This is a genomic window from Hyphococcus sp., from assembly GCF_041986965.1.
GTDB lineage: Bacteria > Pseudomonadota > Alphaproteobacteria > Caulobacterales > Parvularculaceae > Hyphococcus.
In genome coordinates, this window is the sequence record NZ_JBHIXB010000002.1 from 717,722 (window position 1) to 736,481 (window position 18,760).

The 18,760-nt window shown below is 60.1% G+C and carries 19 protein-coding genes; 2 read left to right on the forward strand and 17 right to left on the reverse strand.

Annotated features, from left to right (window positions below):
• From ACFC5L_RS12385 to ACFC5L_RS12410, 6 genes are all read right to left on the reverse strand, one after another.
• On the reverse strand, window positions 1-933 hold the full coding sequence (locus tag ACFC5L_RS12385; protein WP_375202622.1) for a class I SAM-dependent methyltransferase: 933 nt from the start codon (window positions 931-933) through the stop codon (window positions 1-3).
• Window positions 934-1,094: 161 nt separating this feature from the next.
• Entirely contained in the window at window positions 1,095-2,495 is a 1,401-nt protein-coding gene (locus ACFC5L_RS12390; protein ID WP_375202621.1) for an NAD(P)(+) transhydrogenase (Re/Si-specific) subunit beta, read from the reverse strand.
• A 9-nt stretch (window positions 2,496-2,504) separates the two neighbouring features.
• A complete protein-coding gene (locus ACFC5L_RS12395; protein ID WP_375202620.1) occupies window positions 2,505-2,981 on the reverse strand; it encodes a proton-translocating transhydrogenase family protein in 477 nt (158 codons plus the stop codon).
• A 30-nt stretch (window positions 2,982-3,011) separates the two neighbouring features.
• On the reverse strand, window positions 3,012-4,223 hold the full coding sequence (locus tag ACFC5L_RS12400) for a Re/Si-specific NAD(P)(+) transhydrogenase subunit alpha (protein WP_375202619.1): 1,212 nt from the start codon (window positions 4,221-4,223) through the stop codon (window positions 3,012-3,014).
• Between the two features lie 27 nt (window positions 4,224-4,250).
• Window positions 4,251-4,481, reverse strand: a complete 231-nt coding sequence (locus ACFC5L_RS12405) for a hypothetical protein (protein WP_375202618.1) — start codon at window positions 4,479-4,481, stop codon at window positions 4,251-4,253.
• 97 nt (window positions 4,482-4,578) lie between these two features.
• A complete protein-coding gene (locus tag ACFC5L_RS12410; RefSeq protein WP_375202617.1) occupies window positions 4,579-5,607 on the reverse strand; it encodes an alpha/beta fold hydrolase in 1,029 nt (342 codons plus the stop codon).
• Window positions 5,608-5,876: 269 nt separating this feature from the next.
• On the opposite strand from ACFC5L_RS12410, the gene ACFC5L_RS12415 reads away from it, so the two are divergent.
• Entirely contained in the window at window positions 5,877-7,367 is a 1,491-nt protein-coding gene (locus tag ACFC5L_RS12415; protein WP_375202616.1) for a sigma-54-dependent transcriptional regulator, read from the forward strand.
• 21 nt (window positions 7,368-7,388) lie between these two features.
• On the opposite strand, the gene ACFC5L_RS12420 is transcribed toward ACFC5L_RS12415, so the two are convergent.
• The 3 genes from ACFC5L_RS12420 to ykgO all read right to left on the reverse strand — a co-directional run bounded on the left by ACFC5L_RS12420 (window position 7,389) and on the right by ykgO (window position 8,950).
• Window positions 7,389-7,658 (reverse strand): DUF2312 domain-containing protein, encoded by a 270-nt coding sequence (locus ACFC5L_RS12420; RefSeq protein WP_375202615.1) that lies wholly within the window; start codon window positions 7,656-7,658, stop codon window positions 7,389-7,391.
• 384 nt (window positions 7,659-8,042) lie between these two features.
• A complete protein-coding gene (locus tag ACFC5L_RS12425; RefSeq protein WP_375202614.1) occupies window positions 8,043-8,570 on the reverse strand; it encodes a tetratricopeptide repeat protein in 528 nt (175 codons plus the stop codon).
• Window positions 8,571-8,824: 254 nt separating this feature from the next.
• Complete coding sequence (ykgO, locus tag ACFC5L_RS12430) at window positions 8,825-8,950, reverse strand: type B 50S ribosomal protein L36 (protein ID WP_104830315.1); 126 nt, start codon at window positions 8,948-8,950, stop codon at window positions 8,825-8,827.
• Window positions 8,951-9,140: 190 nt separating this feature from the next.
• On the opposite strand from ykgO, the gene ACFC5L_RS12435 reads away from it, so the two are divergent.
• Window positions 9,141-9,593: a pyridoxamine 5'-phosphate oxidase family protein gene (locus ACFC5L_RS12435; RefSeq protein WP_375202613.1), complete on the forward strand. Its 453-nt coding sequence runs from the start codon at window positions 9,141-9,143 to the stop codon at window positions 9,591-9,593.
• Between the two features lie 376 nt (window positions 9,594-9,969).
• Here ACFC5L_RS12435 and pdeM read toward each other — a convergent pair whose 3' ends face one another.
• From pdeM to ACFC5L_RS12475, 8 genes are all read right to left on the reverse strand, one after another.
• The gene (pdeM, locus tag ACFC5L_RS12440) at window positions 9,970-10,668 is read right to left on the reverse strand and encodes a ligase-associated DNA damage response endonuclease PdeM (protein WP_375202612.1); all 699 of its coding nucleotides are present in this window, start codon (window positions 10,666-10,668) and stop codon (window positions 9,970-9,972) included.
• A 37-nt stretch (window positions 10,669-10,705) separates the two neighbouring features.
• A complete protein-coding gene (locus ACFC5L_RS12445) occupies window positions 10,706-11,335 on the reverse strand; it encodes a class I SAM-dependent DNA methyltransferase (protein WP_375202611.1) in 630 nt (209 codons plus the stop codon).
• An 8-nt stretch (window positions 11,336-11,343) separates the two neighbouring features.
• Complete coding sequence (locus ACFC5L_RS12450) at window positions 11,344-13,827, reverse strand: ligase-associated DNA damage response DEXH box helicase (protein WP_375202610.1); 2,484 nt, start codon at window positions 13,825-13,827, stop codon at window positions 11,344-11,346.
• Window positions 13,828-13,933: 106 nt separating this feature from the next.
• On the reverse strand, window positions 13,934-15,622 hold the full coding sequence (locus ACFC5L_RS12455) for a SulP family inorganic anion transporter (RefSeq protein WP_375202609.1): 1,689 nt from the start codon (window positions 15,620-15,622) through the stop codon (window positions 13,934-13,936).
• Between the two features lie 27 nt (window positions 15,623-15,649).
• Window positions 15,650-16,315, reverse strand: a complete 666-nt coding sequence (locus ACFC5L_RS12460; RefSeq protein ID WP_375202608.1) for a carbonic anhydrase — start codon at window positions 16,313-16,315, stop codon at window positions 15,650-15,652.
• Window positions 16,316-16,332: 17 nt separating this feature from the next.
• Window positions 16,333-16,698: an ArsR/SmtB family transcription factor gene (locus ACFC5L_RS12465; RefSeq protein WP_375202607.1), complete on the reverse strand. Its 366-nt coding sequence runs from the start codon at window positions 16,696-16,698 to the stop codon at window positions 16,333-16,335.
• A 195-nt stretch (window positions 16,699-16,893) separates the two neighbouring features.
• Window positions 16,894-17,502 (reverse strand): urate hydroxylase PuuD, encoded by a 609-nt coding sequence (locus ACFC5L_RS12470; RefSeq protein WP_375202606.1) that lies wholly within the window; start codon window positions 17,500-17,502, stop codon window positions 16,894-16,896.
• Between the two features lie 174 nt (window positions 17,503-17,676).
• Complete coding sequence (locus tag ACFC5L_RS12475) at window positions 17,677-18,645, reverse strand: hypothetical protein (RefSeq protein WP_375202605.1); 969 nt, start codon at window positions 18,643-18,645, stop codon at window positions 17,677-17,679.
• Window positions 18,646-18,760 lie beyond the last annotated feature (115 nt).

Sequence of the window (18,760 nt, forward strand, 5' to 3'; positions counted from 1 at the left end):
CTATTCCGGTTTCCTGAACTTTAAGGTCATGCGATCGCTTTCGCCAATTTCCGCATTGTCGGGATTGGACGGCGGCAGGCGCCAGACAACATCCTCCGTGGTCGGACGGTCAGCCGGGTTGGCGTTGATCTCACTGGCTTCAACGAACTCGAAACCGGCGTCCTCAAAAACAGAAATGATGTGCGACTGTTTCACATAGCCGGCGTTTCCGACCGCCCATTCATCGGGCATATCTTCCTGAGCGCGGTGCTGCACCACGCCGACGATGCCGCCGGGTTTCAACACATCATTGAAGTCGGCCAGCGCTTCGGTGAAAAACTTGCCGTCTGCGAGCCGGTTGAAATGGTGTGCGGCGCGCATCATCAACACGACATCCGCCGTGCCTTTAAGGCTGTCCGGCAGCGATCCGATCTGGAAGGCGGCGCCTTCGGCCCCCTCTTCATCACGGACCGCGTCAACGGACGCGATGTAATCCGATACGAAGCTTTCTTTCCCTTGCAGGAACTCTTCGCTCGAATAGCGGCCGCTGAAATTCGACCACATCTCGATGGAATAATCGGCGCCGATCAGAACCCCGTCGGGCCCGAGATAAGGCACCAGAATTTGTCCGTACCAGCCGGGCTCGCCCGGCAGCGTGTCGACAACGGTCATGCCCGGCTCGACGCCGAAGAACTCCAGCGTTTCTTTCGGGTGGCGATATGGATAGCGCGCCTTCACTTCATCGGACTCGGCTGCAAGCACCGCATCGAGTTTTTCGGAGGCGGACATGGCGTCATGCTCCATGCCGTCGCCGGCCATTTCATTGTCCATACCCGGTTCGGCGTCGCCGGCGGCCATTGCATCGGTCGGCGTTTCCGCTGCAGTGTCGGATGATGACTCCTGCGAACATGCAACGAGTGCGAGCGCGGCTGCGCCCAGCATCAAATATTTCATGGTGTTTCCCCTTGGGTTGCCCTGATGTGGCAATCTAGCGGCGCCCGATCGCGCCGCCAATGGACCTCACGCAAATGTGGGCCAGCTCGCAACCTGTCATCACATCCTTGACGATGCGCGCGCCGGGATCTCCGGCATCAAAAAGAAATCCCGGATAGAGACTAAAGCGCCTTGACGATTTCCTCGCACATTTTCTTCGCATCGCCGAACAGCATCATCGTGTTGTCGCGGAAGAAAAGCTCGTTCTGGACGCCCGCATAACCTGACGCCATGGAGCGCTTGACGAACAGCACCGTACCGGCGTTTTCAACGTCGAGCACCGGCATGCCGTAGATCGGCGAGGTCTTGTCGGTCTTCGCCGCAGGGTTGGTGACGTCATTGGCGCCGATGACAAAAGCCACGTCGGCGGTGCGGAATTCGGAGTTGATGTCCTCAAGCTCGAAGACCTCGTCATATGGCACCTGCGCCTCAGCCAGCAGCACGTTCATATGCCCCGGCATCCGGCCCGCCACGGGGTGGATGGCGTATTTCACTTCGACGCCTTCTTCTTTCAGCATCTCGGCCATTTCCCGCAACGCATGCTGGGCCTGCGCCACCGCCATGCCGTAACCGGGGACGATGATCACCTTGTTGGCGTTCTTCATGATGAAGGCGGCGTCGTCCGCTGACCCCTGCTTCACCGGGCGTTCTTCTTCGCCGCCTGCCGCCGCCGCTGCATCATCGCCGCCGAAGCCACCGAGAATGACCGACACGAAAGACCGGTTCATGCCTTTACACATGATGTAGGAAAGGATCGCGCCGGACGAGCCCACCAGGGCGCCGGTGATGATCAGCGCCATATTCTCAAGCGTGAAGCCGATGCCCGCCGCCGCCCAGCCCGAATAGGAGTTCAGCATGGAGACAACCACCGGCATGTCGGCGCCGCCGATGGGAATGATCAGGAGGAAGCCGAGCACGAACGCCGCCAGAGTCAGCAGGAAGAACGTCGTCGATGACTGCTCGCCCGTCATCAGCATGCCGATAAACAACAGCATGAGGAGCCCGAGGCCGAGATTGATCGGATGACGCATGGGCAAGAGGATCGGCTTGCCTGACATGTTGCCGTTCAGTTTGGCGAAAGCGATCAGCGAACCGGAAAAGGTGATGGCGCCGATGGCGACGCCGAGCGACATTTCAAGCACGGAGCCCGTGTGAATATGTCCCGGCTCGCCCACATTGAAGGCGCGCGGCGCGAGAAACGCCGCCCAGGCGATCAGGACGGCGGCAAGACCCACCAGCGAGTGAAACGCCGCCACAAGCTGCGGCATCGCGGTCATGGGGATCTTGCGGGCGATATAAACGCCCGGAACCGCGCCGGCGGCGATCGCAACAAGCACGAAGAACCAGGTGCCGATGCCTTTGTCTTCCAGAACGAACAGCGTCGTCAGGACGGCGATCACCATCCCGATCATGCCGAAGCGGTTGCCCTGACGGGACGTCTCTGGGCTCGACAGCCCGCGCAAGGCGAGGATGAAGAGAATGCCCGAAGCGACGTAAAGGAGCGCTGGTAAGTTATCAGCCATGCGTCGTCCCTACCGTTCTTTTTTCTTGTACATGGCGAGCATTCGTTGCGTCACCATAAAGCCGCCGAAGATGTTCACGCTGGCGAGCGCAACGCCGAGAAACCCGAAGAGCTTGGGCCAGAAGCTGTTGGCCGATTCCGAAAGGTCGGCGCCAAGCGCGATCAGCGCGCCGACAATGACGACCGAAGAGATCGCATTGGTGACGGACATCAGCGGCGTGTGCAGCGCCGGCGTCACCGACCACACGACATAATAGCCGACGAAAATCGCCAGGATGAAAATCGTCAGGAGAAAAACAAAGTCAGAGATCGGGCTCGATGCGGCGATGAGCGCGAGCTGATCGGCGATGTCGCGCGCCTGCGCAGCGGCCTGCGTCGCCGCGTCGGCATTACCGCTGGCGTTCGCCGCCGCGGCTTCAGCGGCTTGCGCGGCCTGTTCGGCGGCCTTGGCGGCTTCTTCAACCTGTTCGCGTTTGTCGGCGGCCATCCGGCTCCTCCAAAGAGTTAAATACAGAACCTAATCTTCGTCTTCGGCGTCTGTTGTGTCTTCCGCGGCTTGCGTCTCTTCCGGTTCAGCCTCGAGCACGGGCTCGGCTTCGGTCGTAATAAAGGCGTCATGGACCACGGCGCCGCCGCGGGTCAGCGTGATCGCCTTGATGATGGCGTCTTCCGGATCGGCGTTGAGGCTCTTGGTATCCTTGTCGAAAAACGCCGCGATGAAATTGTAGATGTTGCGCGCATAAAGGCTCGACGCATCCGCCGCGAGGCGCCCCGGCACATTGTTGAAACCGAGAATGGTAACGCCGCCGGTCTCGATCGCCTCGCCCGCGCGGGACAATTCCACATTGCCGCCCGCCTCAACGGCAAGGTCGACAATCACCGATCCCGGCTTCATGGAGCGGACCATATCGGCGGAAACAAGCTGCGGCGCCGGACGTCCCGGGATCAGCGCGGTCGTGATGACGATATCCTGTTTGGCGATATGGCCGGCGACAAACTCCGCCTGGCGCTTCTGAAAGTCCGCCGACATTTCCTTGGCGTAGCCGCCCTCGGTTTCCGCTTCTTTCATCGCCTCTTCATCGACGGTGACGAAGGTTGCGCCGAGGGAGTTCACCTGTTCTTTCGCCGCGAAGCGCACATCGGTCGCGGAGACGACGGCGCCAAGACGGCGCGCGGTCGCAATCGCCTGAAGCCCCGCGACGCCCGCGCCCATGATAAAGACTTTCGCCGGCGCGATGGTGCCCGCCGCCGTCATCATCATCGGCAGCGCACGGCCGTAATAAGCGGCTGCGTCGATCACCGCTTTATACCCTGCAAGGTTCGACTGGGACGACAGGACATCCATGGATTGCGCGCGGGTGATTCGCGGCATCAGCTCCATGGCCATGGCGTCAACGCCAAGCCGCGCATAAGCGGCGACAGAATCCGGATCTTTATAAGCGGACAGGATCGCAATCAGCTTCGACCCGCGGCCGATGACGCGCAACTCCTCCGTCGAGGGCGCGAGGACTTTCAGAATGATGTCGGCGCCCTGGGCCGCATCGGCGGCGCTGGGGCTGATCGAAGCGCCCGCCGCCTGATAGTCCGCGTCGGCAAAACGCGCCTCGTCCCCGGCGCCGGCCTGAACCGCCACAGAAGCGCCGAGGCTAATGAATTTTTTGACGGTCTCCGGGGTCGCCGCAACCCGGGTCTCTCCGGACCGCGTCTCTTTCAGAACGGCTAGTTTCATCGGGCCTCCGGGGCGCGGAACGCAGTCTTATTCGTGGTGCGAGAAAAACATCTTCACGACGATATGCGCGAACACATAGACAACAACCGCCATAAGGATAGCCATGAGCACACCCGAGCGGGTGACCAGGCCAGTGAAAAACATCGCCAGCGCCATGGAGAACGGGACGCCGACCGCTGTCGCCGCGCCCATAATGGCGTTATAGGATTTTTTGTGTTCTTCGGCGTCATGCGCGCGCTGAGTGGCTTCGTCAGTCATGGTAACCCCGTTTGCGAATTTTCCCGTCTTTTGGCCGAATTCAAAGGCTTGGGCAAGTCTTCTCAGCCCTCATCTTCTCACTGCGAGCGGGACGGCGCTAGACGCCGAACCGCACTGGCCAGGCGGAAAGCAGCGTTCTGAGCGCTGAAACAAAGGCCAGCGGCTGGTCCATCATCAGATGATGATAGGCGTCCGGGATCATCACGAAGGGTGACCGGCCCCGCGCCTGTTCCCGCAAGTGCGACAGCCCGTCTCCCTGGGCGAAAGCCGATTTTTCCCCATAGATGAAAGCCAGGGGACAGCGTGCGGCGCGCAGCAGGTCCCGTTCGAAATGGATTTCAAAAGCGCCCTTGTCGCCGGGATCGAATTTCCAGGTCCAGCCTTCGCCATTCTGCTCCCCGCATTCTGAAGGCTGCGCAGGGCGCAGCCCTTCACGGGCGATATAATCAATTAAATAAAGATGTTCCGCAGGCTGGTTCGGAAGCAGCCTGAAGCGGGCGATCATCTCTTCTTTCGAGGGATATATATGCGCGCTGCGTTTTTTCCCCGCCGCGTCGCCGGAATCGGCGGGCTTGGCCTTCACAACCGTATAGCCCTCATGGGGATCCGGCAGGCCAAGCGGCGAATCCACCACCACCGCCCCGCCGAGCTTTTCGCCCTCGCGCTCCACGGCCGCCAGGGTGACCCAGCCGCCAAAGGAATGGCCGACGATGACTGGCCGTCCCCGGGTCGCCAGCCCGGCCTTGTCGATGACCGCAAAAACCTCGTCCACCAGGAGATCGAGGGAATAAGTCTCCCGCCAGTCGCTGTCGCCCATGCCGGAGAGGTCGAGGGCCGCAACCCGGCGGTTTTCGGAGAAAAATGGGGCGAAGGGCCGCCACCAGTTGCGGTGCGCCCGGCCGCCATGGACGAAAAGAAGCCCCCGGCCGCCCTTTTCGCTGTCCTGCTCGCCCCAGACCGAATAGCGGATGCGCGCGCCCGCGACCTCCACCGCCCCTTCCTCGGACGGCGTCGCGATCGCCTTTTCAAACCAGTCGGGCGCCGGCGGCTTTTGCCCGCCCAGCGCGCTCAAGGGGCGGATCAGGTCTTTCTTGTCGGGTTTGCTGTCGGTTTTTTTGTCAGACATGGGGCGAAGCCTTTGATTTCCTCCATTTCGATAGACGATCCGTCACGGCAGGCAAAGGGTGTGATGTAGCCGCCTTCCCGCTTTCGCCAGGGCCCGGGCGGATATTCGGGGGCCTTCAGGCATCGTAAACAGAATATTAATCCGTAAACAAATCATTACGCGAAAAACGGCTGAAATCGTTTCGTAATGATACGGGTTAAACCGATCTTTACTTGGCGGCGCCATTTTCTCTTCCGCGTGTAATGTTTTTTCAGAAGGGTCCGCCTCCCATGGTGAAAACTATCCTAATCGTCGATGATGATCCGACACAGCGCCGCCTGATGCGCGCCGTGTGCGAGAAAGCGGGATACCCTGTCCTACAGGCGGCGAACGGCGAAAGCGCACTGTCGCTGTTGCAAAGCCAGCAGGGCTCCGAAGTCGCGCTGATGATGCTCGATCTCAGAATGCCGGGCCTTGGGGGGATGGAAACGCTGAAACGCGCGAAATCTTTCCGTGAGGAACTCCCCGTCATCGTGCTGACCGCGCAAGGCGGCATCGACACCGTCGTTGAAGCCATGCAGTCGGGCGCGGCAGACTTTTTCGTCAAGCCTGCTTCACCTGAACGCGTTATCGTTTCGATCCAGAACGCGCTCAATCTCACAACCCTTCAGGGCGAAGTCTCGCGCTTGAAGCGCAAGCGCGAAGGCGCGATGGGCTTTAAAGACCTCGTCGGCGAATCCCAGGCGCTGCGCCATGTGATGAAACTCGGCGAACGCGCCGCCGCGTCGAACATTCCGATCCTGATCACCGGCGAAAGCGGCACCGGCAAGGAAATGGTCGCCCGCGCCATCCAAGGCTCATCCGACCGCGCCGGCCGTCCGTTCATCACCGTCAATTGCGGCGCGATCCCTGAAAACCTCGTCGAAAGCATTCTCTTCGGCCATGAAAAAGGCTCCTTCACCGGCGCCTCGGCGAAGCATATCGGTAAGTTTCAGGAAGCCGACACCGGCACGATTTTCCTCGACGAAGTGGGCGAACTTCCCGCCGACATGCAGGTGAAGCTCTTGCGCGTTCTTCAGGAGGGCGAAGTCGACCCGATCGGATCGAAGCGCCCGGTGAAGGTCGACGTGCGCGTCATCTCCGCAACCAATCGCGATCTTGGCGAGGAAGTCAAAGCCGGCCGGTTCCGCGAAGACCTGTTCTATCGCCTCAACGTGTTTCCGGTGGAAATTCCAGCGCTGCGCGATCGCAGCGAAGACATCCCCGCGCTGATCGATCACTTCATCCACCGCTACAATGCGGAGGAACGCCGCGATGTGCGCGGCGTCCGTCATGAAGTGATGGAAGTGCTGACCTCGTTCAACTGGCCGGGCAATGTGCGCCAGCTTGAAAACACGATCTTCCGCGCCGTTGTGCTTGCGGACAATCCTTATCTTTCGGCGGAAGACTTCCCGCTTCTCGCGGATGAATTCGCGGCGGCCGGGATCGAATCCGGCCCGCCCTTGCTCAGCGATAATGACGCCGAAGACGCCGCGAAAGAAGGCGCCAGCGTCACCTCGCGCCCGGCGCCGTCAAGCAACAGCGGCAGTGAGGTCGTGGCGATCTTCGACCGTGAGGGTCATCTGCGCTCGCTTCAGGAAATCGAAAAAGACCTGATCGAGCTCGCCATCGACACTTATGAAGGTAAAATGTCGGAAGTCGCCCGCCGCCTCGGCATGGGCCGCTCAACGCTTTACCGCAAATTGCGCGAGCACGATCTGGAAATCAAACGGGCGAGCTAAGGCTCGCCCCGCCTTGCCGGCCTAAGCCTCGCCCAGCGCGGCGAGGTAAAGGTCGAGCATGGCTTCCTGCTCCTGGCGGTCGGCGCGATCCATTTTGCGGATTTTCACAACCTGACGCAGCGTCTTGACGTCGTAGCCGTCGCCTTTGGCCTCGGCGTAGACTTCCTTGATGTCGTTCATCACCGCAGCCTTGTCTTCTTCAAGACGCTCGACGCGCTCGATAAAAGACCGCAGGCGATCCGCCGCGATGGTGGTTGCGCCTTCGACGCTTGCTGCTGATCCGTCCGCCACTGGAGTCGCTCCCGAGTTCCTGATGTTGAATTCATCCGGATACGGAGCAAGCGCCCATGTCCGGCCGGACCTCAAGGAATAGAAATGGTCGCGGCAAAGGCCAAGCGCGAACCTTCCACAGGTGGAAAACTAAATGTACCTTCGGCGAAAAGTCCTTCAGTCTCCCCCGGTTATATCCGGGGTCGGCTTCAGTGTACTTTTCACCGATTTCGGAACGAAAAATTTGGCTTGAAGCGGTTCTACACCAAATTTTACATTCTCTTGCCCGCTTCGCGGGCGGAAAAACTTGAAAGACAATCGAAGGGCCGCCCCGAGATTGGCTTTCACATTATATTTTTGTGGAAAAGTACACCGAGCGAAGCGAGGGACTTTTTCGCAAAGATCCTATATCTCTTGACCGTCGATCTCGCGGCGAAGCTCGCGGGCGCGCTGCCGGGCGTTCTCGTCATGGGGATTCCACTCAAGCGCCTTCTGGAACATCTCATAGGCGGCCCGGTCTTCTCCGCCCGACAGGAGGAGTTCAGCGAGGACGACCCGCACCTCAAACTGGCGCGGCTCCAGCTCCAGCACCCTGGAGAAATCCTCGATCGCCCCGGCCCGGTCGTCAGTCGTCAGCCGCACCGTCCCGCGCAGGGCGTAGCCTTGGGCGAAATTGGGCGCGAGCCCCGTGACATGGTCGAGAAGCGCCAGCGAGAGATCGAACGCGCCGTTATTGGCGGCGAGATTGGCCCGCTCGTAAAGGAGGTCCACCGTATCGCTCTGGCTGTCGGACCAGATATCGATGATCCGGGCTGTATTTTCCTCGGACCGCCGGGCGTCGCCCACCCGAAGCTCCTCGAACAGCCCGTCTAGGCGCGGATCGGTCTGATCCGCGGCGGCGGGCGTGGCGGCCGCAAGGCATAGCAGAATCAAGCAAAAAGGCCTTCGCATAAGCGAAAGCCTAATCTTCAAACCCTTAAAAACCAAGGAATTTTCGCGTGAAGACCGGAGCCTGATCGCAAAAACCTGAAAAACCGGAAGAACGCGGAAAATCAGATGCTTGCCGCCTCGACACGATGCGGCTCCGGCTCCATTTTTAAAGAAGAAGAGCCTTAGCCGTATGAATTTTCAGCAAATTAACGTCTGTCCAGCCCCAACAAAATGCGCTGCGAACTGTTGAACAGGGCTCAAGCCTGCTTCGCCTTGAAGCGGCGCTGGGTCTTGTTGATCACATAGACGCGGCCTTTGCGGCGCACCACACGGCAGTCTTTATGACGGTTTTTCAAGGACTTAAGCGACGAACGGACTTTCATGACGGTCTAGCTTTCAACGGGCTTTCGATTGATCCGGAGCGCCGGGAGATAGTCAACCCGGGGCGGACTGTCAACCAGCTGCACGCCCCTAGTTAAGCCCATTCTAGGCCTTTTCATGATTGAGCCATATCATGCCCGGTAATTGCTGCTCTCATAATGATTACAGCTTCCGCAGCAAAGGGAGAACACAATGGACAAGACGCTGAAAAGTGAAATCCTGGACCTCCTTGGCAAGCATCGGATCATGACGATCGCCACACTCCGGCCCGACGGCTGGCCTCAGGCGACGACGGTCGGCTACGCCAATGAGGGGCTGATTCTATATTTCGTGTGCGGGACGGATAGCCAGAAGGCGGCCAATCTCGCGAAGGACAACCGCGTCTCCCTCACCATCGACAGCGATGCGGATCAGTTAATTGACATCAAGGGCCTCTCCATGGCGGCCCATGCGGAACGCCTTACTGACCGGGCGGAAGGCATGATGATGATGGGCCTTATGTTCTCGAACTATCCGGAACAAAAAGGCATCCCCTTTGAGCCGCCGAAATTCGAAGACGTCGCCGTTTTCCGCGTGACGCCGAAAGTGATCTCGATCCTCGATTACTCAAAAGGCTTCGCGCACACGGATCTGGTGACGGTTTAAGTTATGAGTGGTCGCGCCAGTTTTGCGAAAAACCGGATTCCACTTTTTCGCCTGGCGCTCTGGGCGACCCAGCCAGATCGCCGGCCCGCCGTCTCATATTAAAATGTCAAAGAGCCTTACGAGGGAAAGCATAAGGCCGCGCGGGAGGTGGTGGATAACTCTTCACCAAACCTCAAAAAACCGCCCGAATTCATCAGATTTGAGGTGTTTTTCGCGTTTTTGGGGTGATCGTTTTTTATGCGGAATCTCCTCCCCCGTTTACGGGGGAGGTGTCAGCGAAGCTGACGGAGGGGGTGAATGTTGTTTTTTAGAGCACCGCCATCGCCTCGCTGCACTCGGCACTTCCCCCGCAAGCGGGGGAAGAGAAACAGAATCCCTAAGCCCGCGCTTTCGCGGCGCCATAGACATCCGGCGCCAGATTTTCACCAGCGATGGGATAGACGCCCTCCGCCCCCATCACCCAGGCGACCGGCTTTGGCAGGATCGGCGCATAAGCCTCATCCAGGATATTGAGCCCGCCCGTATAGGCGCCCATGGCCGGCATGATCATCCGGTCTCCACCCACAGCGAAACAACGGCGGCGGAGCGCGCGGCCTTCGCTCAGAACGCGCGCGCAAGGGTGAAGGTGTCCGGCGATCTCGCCTTTCGCCTGCCCCGCTTTTGGCTCATGGCGAAACACGAGCGCGCCGATTCGTTTCCTGAAGGTCGTTTCAGCGGCGAAGCGCGCGGGCGGTTCCGGGTCGTGATTGCCGAGAATCCAAACCCACTCGGTCGCGCGCATCAGGCTTTCGAGGCTCGCCGCATCTTCATCATCCATGCGGTTTTCCGCATCGCCGTCATGGAAAGCGTCGCCAAGGGAGATGACGCGCTTCGGTTTGTAGCGGCGCATCAGCGCGGCGAGGCGCATCAGGGTCGTGCGCGTGTCATAAGGCGGCAGCATGACGCCCCGCGCCGCAAAACTCGACCCTTTTTCAAAATGCAGATCCGAAACGATCAGCGTTGCCTCGCGCGCCCAGTAAGTGGCGCCAAGAGGATCGGGGGTCAGGACTTCGTCGTTGAGTCGAATGTGCGGCATGGCGCGAGACTTACCTGCTTCGCCTCAGGGTTGCAATCTAGCCGGCCTTCCCCGTCGCCAGGAGAATCGAACGTCCAGCGCAATTTTTGTCCTCAGGTGTAAAAATAATTTCGTCAAAGCCGGCGAGAGACAACAGCGCGCGATACTCATCCGGTGAAAGACTGGCGTGATAAACCGTCTCGCCGCCGACCGTCCCCGTCACCTCGCCATCGCCCGTCCCCACCGTCATCATCATGGCGCCGCCGGGCCGGATGCGCGCGGCAAGCGCTGGAATAAGCGCGCGTTGTTCATCCTGCGTGAGATGAAAACTGCCATCCCAACTGTAGACGCCATCGAAATCGCCTTCGAGGCGAAGCGCACGCATGTCCTGCACCAGCCATTCGGCGTTCGGGAATCGCGCTTTCGCAAGATCGATCATCGCCTGTGAATAATCAACGCCAAGGATCTCATGGCCCTTGCTGAGGAAATAGCCCGCCAATGGATCACCGGCGCCGCAACCAAGATCAAGCAAGCGTGCGCGTTCCTCCGGCAACCCGTTCAGAAACCGGTCAAGCCAGGGCCGTTCGTAAAGTCTGCGCGGTCGCTGCGTGTCCCATACAGCGGCCTGGCGTTCATAGACTTCCTTCGTCTGCGCTTTCGCAAGATCAAGCATATCAGTTTGCTTCACGGGCCGGTTCATCCCATCGCCGTTGCAATCAAATCATCGGACGCCGCTTTCAACATCTCTTCCGACGCTGAACGCGCAACGCTTTCGCGGCCGATCTCCAGCATGACGGGAACCGCGAGCGGAGACACGCGATCCAAAGGCGAATGCACGACCCTGCCCCTCGCCCGGGTCAGGGTCGCCTGCAAGCGCGCAATATCCATAAAGCCGCCCGCCGCATCGTCCCATGCCGCACGCAAGAGAAGATGATCCGGTTCATGCTCGCGCAACACGTCGTAAATAAGATCTGCGGAAAAAGAGACTTGTCGTCCCGTCTTTTCCTGACCCGGATATTTCTTTTCAATAAGCCCGGCGATGAGCGCGCAATTGCGGAAGGTGCGTTTCATCACCACCGCTTCCGACGTCCACGCTTCGAGATCGTCGCCAAGCATGTCTTCATCAAAGAGCGCCGCCATATCGACATCGCTCATATCCTGACGCGACCAGACGGAAAGCGCATATTCGGTCGGCACAAAACCGATAGGCTGTTTGCCGAGGCGCTCTAACCGGCGCGTCACCAGCATCCCTAATGTCTGATGCGCCAGCCAGCCTTCAAAGGCGTAGGCGACAAGGAAATTGCGCCCCTGATAGGGAAAGGTTTCCACCATCAACTCGTCGGGTTTCGGGACATGGGCGACCTCGCGTTGCTTTTCCAGCCAGTCGCGCACCTGTTCCGGATACGCTTTCCAGTCATCGACATTGTAAAGCATGTGGCGCACGCGGTCCGCGAGATAGGTGGACCAGGGATATTTGTTGCCGCCCCAGCTCGGCAGCTTCGGCGATTCCGCCGCGGTGCGCGTGACGATGGCGTCATTGCCCTCGATGCGCTCAAGTCGCAGGACCTCGCCGGCGAAATAGAACGCGTCGCCCACATTCAGCGTTTCGAAAAACCATTCCTCCGCCGTGCCGAGCTTGCGTCCCGGCCGTTTCGGCCCGCGCGAGGACGCAAGCCGCACATTGATTTCCTCGGCGGCGGTGATCGTCCCCACATTCATCTTGTATTGTTGCACCGCGAGCTTGTCGCGCACCCGCCATTTGCCCTCGGCGTTTTTGACGATGCGGCGATAGCGTTCATAGCGCTTCAAGGCATAGCCGCCGCAGGCGACGAACTCGACGGCATCGTCGAAATCCTTGCGCGGCAGGTCGGCGTAAAGCGACGCCGAGCGGATTTCAGCGAAAAGGTCATCGGCGTCGAACGGTTCGGCGACCGCCATGCCGAGAATATGCTGCGACAAAACATCGAGCGTTCCCTTGCGCGGCGGGTCGCCGTCAAGATGGCCCTCCTCTATCGCCTGTTTGGCGGCGATGCATTCCAGCACCTCCATGCGGTTCGCCGGCGCCAGGAGCGCCCGCGAGGGTTCGTTCATGCGGTGATTGGCGCGGCCGATCCGCTGGGTCAGGCGCGATGCGCCTTTCGGCGCCCCCATCTGGATCACAAGGTCCACATCGCCCCAGTCAATGCCGAGATCGAGAGTCGAGGTGCAGACAACGGCGCGCAACTCGCCCCGCGTCATGGCGGCTTCCACTTTGCGGCGCCGGTCCACTTCGAGAGAACCGTGATGGAGCGCAATCGGCAAATTATCGTCATTGATGCGCCACAGCGCAGCAAAAGTGATCTCGGCCTGGGAGCGCGTATTGACGAAGACGAGCGTCATCTTCGCGTCCCTGATCTTGTCATAGACTTCCTGAAAGGCATGGCGGCCCGTATGGCCCGACCACGGGATGCGCTCCTCGGACATCAAAACATCGACCTGGGGTTTGGCCCCCGCCTTGCCGCGGATGAGTTTCGCGGATTTCACGCCTTCCCGGTTTTGCGGCGTCAGATAATCAATCAGCGGCTTTGCGTCGGGCACCGTCGCGGAAAGACCGCAAAACCGCACTTCCGGCGCCAGTACGCGCAATCTGGCCAGCGCCAGCGACAACAAATGTCCGCGCTTGTTCGCGATCAGCGCATGGAGTTCGTCGAGAATGACCCGCTTCAATCCCTTGAAATAATCGCGCGCGTCCGGCGAGGCGATGAGGATGGAAAGACTTTCCGGCGTCGTCATCAAAATGTCGGGCGGCAGATATTTCTGGCGCTGGCGCCGCGCCGCCGGCGTGTCGCCGGTGCGCGTCTCGATAGAGATGTCGAGGCCCATCTCGGCGACCGGCGTTCCCACATTGCGCGCAACGTCGACAGCGAGCGCTTTCAAAGGCGAGATGTACAGCGTGTGGAGACGCCCCTGTTCCTGGCTGTTCGGCAGCGCCGTTCGTTCACTCAATTCCACCAGGCTTGGCAGGAAGCCGGCCAGCGTCTTGCCGCCGCCGGTGGGTGCGATCAGAAGCCAGGACAGCCCTTCCCGGTCCGCGGCAAGGCAATCGAGCTGATGCGCGCGCGCCGTCCAGCCGCGCGAGGCGAACCAGTCATTGAAGTGAGGCGGCAATCGCCGCGCCGGAGTGGATGCGCTGTCGGCCATGCATCCTTGATAATGCCCAATAGACCGTGCGGAAAGCCGCTAGTGTGAAAACAAAAACCGGCGCCCCGAAGGACGCCGGTTCTGTAAGAATGAAACTGCGCTGGCCTTAAGCCGGCTGCACCGCTCCACCAGCTGCGGGTTCTCCCCCCGCATCTCCTCCTGACGTCACTTCCGCAACCGCGGCGCGCAGCGCCTCGATCCGTGTGTCGTAACAGGTGTTCGCCGGCAGACAGTGATCGGCGTTGAGACCTGCGAGCACCTTTCTGACATTGTCGCACATGCCGGTGACATAGACCGTTTTGCCGGCTTGCTTGGCGTCGCAGGCAATGGTCTCCACCGCGCGCGCGGCGGAAACGTCAAGGAACGGAACGCGGGAGAAATCGAGCACGATCGCGCCCGTATGTTCCTTCACGCGGTCGCGCACATGATGGCCGAGATCAGCGGCGGCGCCGAAGCTCAACGGTCCGCCAAAATCGAACAGCATGACGCGGTTCTTGGCGCGTGCAAGAAGTTCACGCTCCTCATCGCCCGACAGCACCGGATCGCCGGCGCGGAAATGCGCCAGCTGGTCGTCCGCCATTTTTTTCACGAAGGCGAGCGCGGCGAGAACAACGCCAACCGCAACCGCGGTGATAAGGTCGACAAAGACCGTCAGGCCGAGCACCAGCGCCATCAGCGCAAGGTCCCAGCGCGGGCCTTTATGAGCGCGCTTCAGATAGGCGAAGTCGACAATGTCATAACCGACCTTGACGAGAATGCCCGCCAGCACCGCATGGGGGATTTGCGAGGCGAGCGGCGCAAGGCTGACAACAACTGCGAAGAGCAGCACCGCATGGAGCATGCCCGACAGTTTCGTCTGGCCGCCCGTGCGGATATTGACGACCGTGCGCATGGTCGCGCCGGCGCCGGGAATGGCGCCGAACAGACCGGCGACCGTGTTGCCGATCCCCTGGCCGATCAGTTCGCGGTCAGAGTTATGGCGCGTGCGCGTCATATTATCGGCGACGAGCGAGGTCAGAAGCGAGTCGATCGCGCCGAGCACGGCGAGGATGAACGCTGCTTCCAGAACGATCAGGAAGGTATCCTGTGTAAAGGCCGGCATGATGAAGGACGGAAAGCCCGTCGGAATGTCGCCAAGGATCGGCGCGCCCTTAATCACAAGGCTCATCAGCGTGCCGATGACCAGCGCCGCAAGCGCGCCGGGCACAAATTTCGCCCAGGATTTCGGCCAGGCGAAGATGATGGCGAGGGTCGCCGCGCCGATGGTGAGCGCCGACCAGTTCGGGTCCATGACGGCGCCCGGAATGGCGGTGAGCGCCGGGATGGTCCCGCCGCCGTCAGGCTCATGGCCGAACAGCCGCGACAACTGCAACGCGATGATGATACAGCCGATGCCGCTCATAAATCCGGAAATGACCGGGTATGGAACAAGCCGGATATACTGACCCAGCTTGAACACGCCAAACAGGATCTGGATGACGCCGGCGAGCACGACCGCCGCAAACACCAGTGCAGGATTGCCGCTGAGCGACGCGAAGACGCCCGCAAAGACAACAACCATCGGGCCGGTCGGACCGGACACTTGCGCGCCCGTGCCGCCGAACACCGCGGCGAAGAAGCCGACAAAGATCGCGCCCCAAAGGCCGGCGATGGGCCCTGCGCCCGAAGCCTCGCCAAAGGCGAGCGCAAGGGGAAGCGCAACGACGCCGGCGGTCAGGCCGCCGAAAATATCGCCGCGCATATTGGATAAATCAAAGAAAGGCGCCCGCTGTCGCGGGGCGTCTGTAGTAGCCATGAGTGTTCTCCGAAATTCTGTTACGCGTTACGCCGCGCAGCCATTGGTTGCGAGCTTCGCCATCTCCGCTGCGTAGCGCACATCGACGGGCAGGAATTTATCCTGCTTTTCGTCATAGGCGTTCACGCCGCCGGTCTTGATGTCATAGACCCAGCCATGAAGCGACAAATCGCCTTTCGCCAGACGCATGGCGACTTTCGGATGGGTCTTCAAATGTTGAAGCTGAAGGATGACATTCTGCTCCAGCAGCTTGTGCATCCGCTCTTCCTCATTGAGGTTTTCACCCAGCGCCTTGACGATCTCCACCGCCGCCGACGAATAGCCAAGCCATTCCTTGACGTGTGGCAGGCTGTCCAGCGAGTCCGGATTAAGGGCGCCCTTCATGGCGCCGCATTCGGTGTGGCCGCAAATGACGATATGCGGAACTTGCAGCGCCGCCACGGCGAATTCGATCGAGGCGGTGATGCCGCCTGTGTGACTGGTGTGCGGCGGAACGATATTGCCTGCATTGCGAACGATAAAAAGATCACCTGGCTGCGTCTGGGTGATCATCGCTGTTTCAACCCGTGAATCAGAACAGGCGATAAAGAGCGCTTCCGGTTCCTGGCCTTTGCTCAATTGTTCGAACAGGTCTTTTTTTTCCGGATAGACTTCGTTCTGGAAGCGAACGACGCCGGCGGCGAAACGGGGCATTTTGTTTTTCTCCATCATCAGGAATTTGCTGCTTTCGCTGGCGCCGTCCACAGGCGCCGCGCTTGAGTGATGCTGGATTTGGAAACGCCGCTGAGACGGCCCTCCACGAAATCCAGACCGTCTACAATCCAGTCGGCGATTTCCGGCTGGATCAGATGATAGAAATGGTGACGGCCGTCCCGGCGCTCCTCCACCAGGCGGTGCGCGCGCATCAGACTCAAATGCTGTGATACGCGGGCGCCGGGCAGGTCGAGCGTTTCGGCCAGGGTGTTCACGTCTTTCTCACCGGTCCTCAGCTCTTCGATCATCCGGATGCGGTCCGGATGGGCGATGATCTTGAAGATTTCGGCGAGTTCTCTGGCGACGAGATTTCGACCTGGCATTCCATTTCTCTCCATCAGCGCGGCGGATGAGATGCACTCTCTATTCTATCACACCGCCACGCATCTGCATATCTGCATGTTTTTGCAGATATGCAGCCATATGGAGCACCGCATTCCTCTTTCAAGATCCCGCCGAACGAAAAAGCGGCGGGCCTTGGCGCCCGCCGCTCACTTTTCTGTGATCTGGCCTCAACCCTAGAGATTCTGCGCCCCGACCATGCAGTACAGCATGGGGATCGAGAGCACGGTGTTGGTCCGCGAAAACAGCATCGCCGTTCTCGCCGAAGCGGCCTTCGCCTCGGGCGCAAGGTCGGGATGCTGGTTGTTGATGTTCAGCGCTTTTTGCTGGTTCGGCCAGATGATGAACCAGACATTGAACCACATAATCACGCCGAGCCACATGCCGATGCCGATCAGCGTCGTCCTGACCGCGCCGCCGCCGGAAAGCCCGAGCGACAATGCCTGCACGATGTAACCGTTGAGCATGGCGAGGATCAGTCCGGTCACAATGGTCGACATGGCGCCCCAGCGGAACCACCACAGCGCCGCCGGTGCGATATGTTTTCCGATCGCCGGTTTCTGTTCATCGGGGATCGACGGCATCAGCGGGATCTGCACGAAATTGAAATACCAGAGAAGCCCGATCCACATCACGCCGGACAGGACATGCAGCCAGCGGAAGAAGAACCGCCAGTAATTGGCGTCCAGCGCGCCGCCCATTGTCAGATAAAGGCCCGCCACCAGCATGGCGAGCACAACGCCCGTAATCACCGCATTTCTTAAATTCGTCAGCAATATTGTCATCGTCCCTCTCCTCGTCTCGTTGCTTTCTTTTGTTGAGCAACCGTCTTTATGGAAACATTCCGGACGCCGACAAACGTTAATCGCCGGAATTCAAGGCATTAGAGCGCAAGTCGGTGTCTTCGCGCAACATGAGGCTATGTTGCACTGCATACAGACTGTCAGAATAAAAACTTCTTAGTCGTCTTCAACCTTGACGCCGTTGACATAGACCGCACCGCCGCGCCCGTGACGGGTGATGCGGCCATTGACGCTGTCCATGCGCACTTCCGATGAGCCATACATGGTCAGCTCCGGCTGGGTGACGGCGCCGCGGAAGAAAACCCCGCCGGAGCCGTCGATGAAGGCGCGCAGCTTGTCAGTGCGGCCGGCCTTGACCGCGACCGCGCCGGACCCGGCGATCCGCACTGTCATGGGCCCGTCCATGCGCGTCGAGCGCACCAGGCCGGAGCCCGCGATGGAGATATCCAGCATGCCGTCGACATCGCCGAGAACCACATCGCCCGGTCCCGCCACATCCACATCGACGATGGAGGCGTCGCCGGTGCGCACATCGGCGTCGCCCGAAACATCGATTTCCAGACCGCCCTCAATATTGCCGGTGACAAGGCGCGAGCCCTCCACAACGCCAATCACCGCTTCGCCCAGATCGCTGGTCTCGCCATAGACATAACAGGCGTCGAGATTGAGCGATCCGCCAAGGCGTTGCATGGCGAGTTTGATGCGCGCGTCAATAAACTCAACATCGCCTTCAAACGGCATCAGGATTTCAATCGTCGGATAGGCGTCGAACAGCGCCTGATTGACGGGCTCGCCATCGGAAAGCTTGCGGCCTTCGCGCGGCTCGAACTGGCGGGTGATCCGGCGGTCGCAGCAATCGAGGCCGTCAGAATCTTTCCACTTCTCGCCGGTAATGATGAGAACGCCGTCTTTTTCTTCGAGCTTCAACGGAGCGTAGGTTTTGCCCTGACGGATCGTGATGTCGACCTCATCGCCGCTGGTGGTTTTAATGTCCACCGTGCCGGTGACGTCCCGAAATGATACATCGCTGAGATTAAATGTCTCTGCATTGGCCGTTGCGCCAAGAACCGCAATGGCCGCGCCCGCGCCCGCCAAAGCCGATTTCAACTGGATTCCCGCCGTCATAATGCTCACCCTTTACCCGGCGCCCCGCTCATATCTTAACCTTGCGCCGCCCTGAAATCAGCAAAAACCGCGCCGTCATTTCCAAGCGGCGCGGCGGCGCCTATAACCCCGCCCT

Coding starts and splice junctions, on each gene's coding strand:
- ACFC5L_RS12385 (WP_375202622.1), bottom strand. CDS start 933: ATGAAATATTTGATGCTGGGCGCAGCCGCGCTCGCACTCGTTGCATGT.
- ACFC5L_RS12390 (WP_375202621.1), bottom strand. CDS start 2,495: ATGGCTGATAACTTACCAGCGCTCCTTTACGTCGCTTCGGGCATTCTC.
- ACFC5L_RS12395 (WP_375202620.1), bottom strand. CDS start 2,981: ATGGCCGCCGACAAACGCGAACAGGTTGAAGAAGCCGCCAAGGCCGCC.
- ACFC5L_RS12400 (WP_375202619.1), bottom strand. CDS start 4,223: ATGAAACTAGCCGTTCTGAAAGAGACGCGGTCCGGAGAGACCCGGGTT.
- ACFC5L_RS12405 (WP_375202618.1), bottom strand. CDS start 4,481: ATGACTGACGAAGCCACTCAGCGCGCGCATGACGCCGAAGAACACAAA.
- ACFC5L_RS12410 (WP_375202617.1), bottom strand. CDS start 5,607: ATGTCTGACAAAAAAACCGACAGCAAACCCGACAAGAAAGACCTGATC.
- ACFC5L_RS12415 (WP_375202616.1), top strand. CDS start 5,877: ATGGTGAAAACTATCCTAATCGTCGATGATGATCCGACACAGCGCCGC.
- ykgO (WP_104830315.1), bottom strand. CDS start 8,950: ATGAAAGTCCGTTCGTCGCTTAAGTCCTTGAAAAACCGTCATAAAGAC.
- ACFC5L_RS12435 (WP_375202613.1), top strand. CDS start 9,141: ATGGACAAGACGCTGAAAAGTGAAATCCTGGACCTCCTTGGCAAGCAT.
- pdeM (WP_375202612.1), bottom strand. CDS start 10,668: ATGCCGCACATTCGACTCAACGACGAAGTCCTGACCCCCGATCCTCTT.
- ACFC5L_RS12450 (WP_375202610.1), bottom strand. CDS start 13,827: ATGGCCGACAGCGCATCCACTCCGGCGCGGCGATTGCCGCCTCACTTC.
- ACFC5L_RS12455 (WP_375202609.1), bottom strand. CDS start 15,622: ATGGCTACTACAGACGCCCCGCGACAGCGGGCGCCTTTCTTTGATTTA.
- ACFC5L_RS12460 (WP_375202608.1), bottom strand. CDS start 16,315: ATGCCCCGTTTCGCCGCCGGCGTCGTTCGCTTCCAGAACGAAGTCTAT.
- ACFC5L_RS12465 (WP_375202607.1), bottom strand. CDS start 16,698: ATGCCAGGTCGAAATCTCGTCGCCAGAGAACTCGCCGAAATCTTCAAG.
- ACFC5L_RS12470 (WP_375202606.1), bottom strand. CDS start 17,502: ATGACAATATTGCTGACGAATTTAAGAAATGCGGTGATTACGGGCGTT.
- ACFC5L_RS12475 (WP_375202605.1), bottom strand. CDS start 18,645: ATGACGGCGGGAATCCAGTTGAAATCGGCTTTGGCGGGCGCGGGCGCG.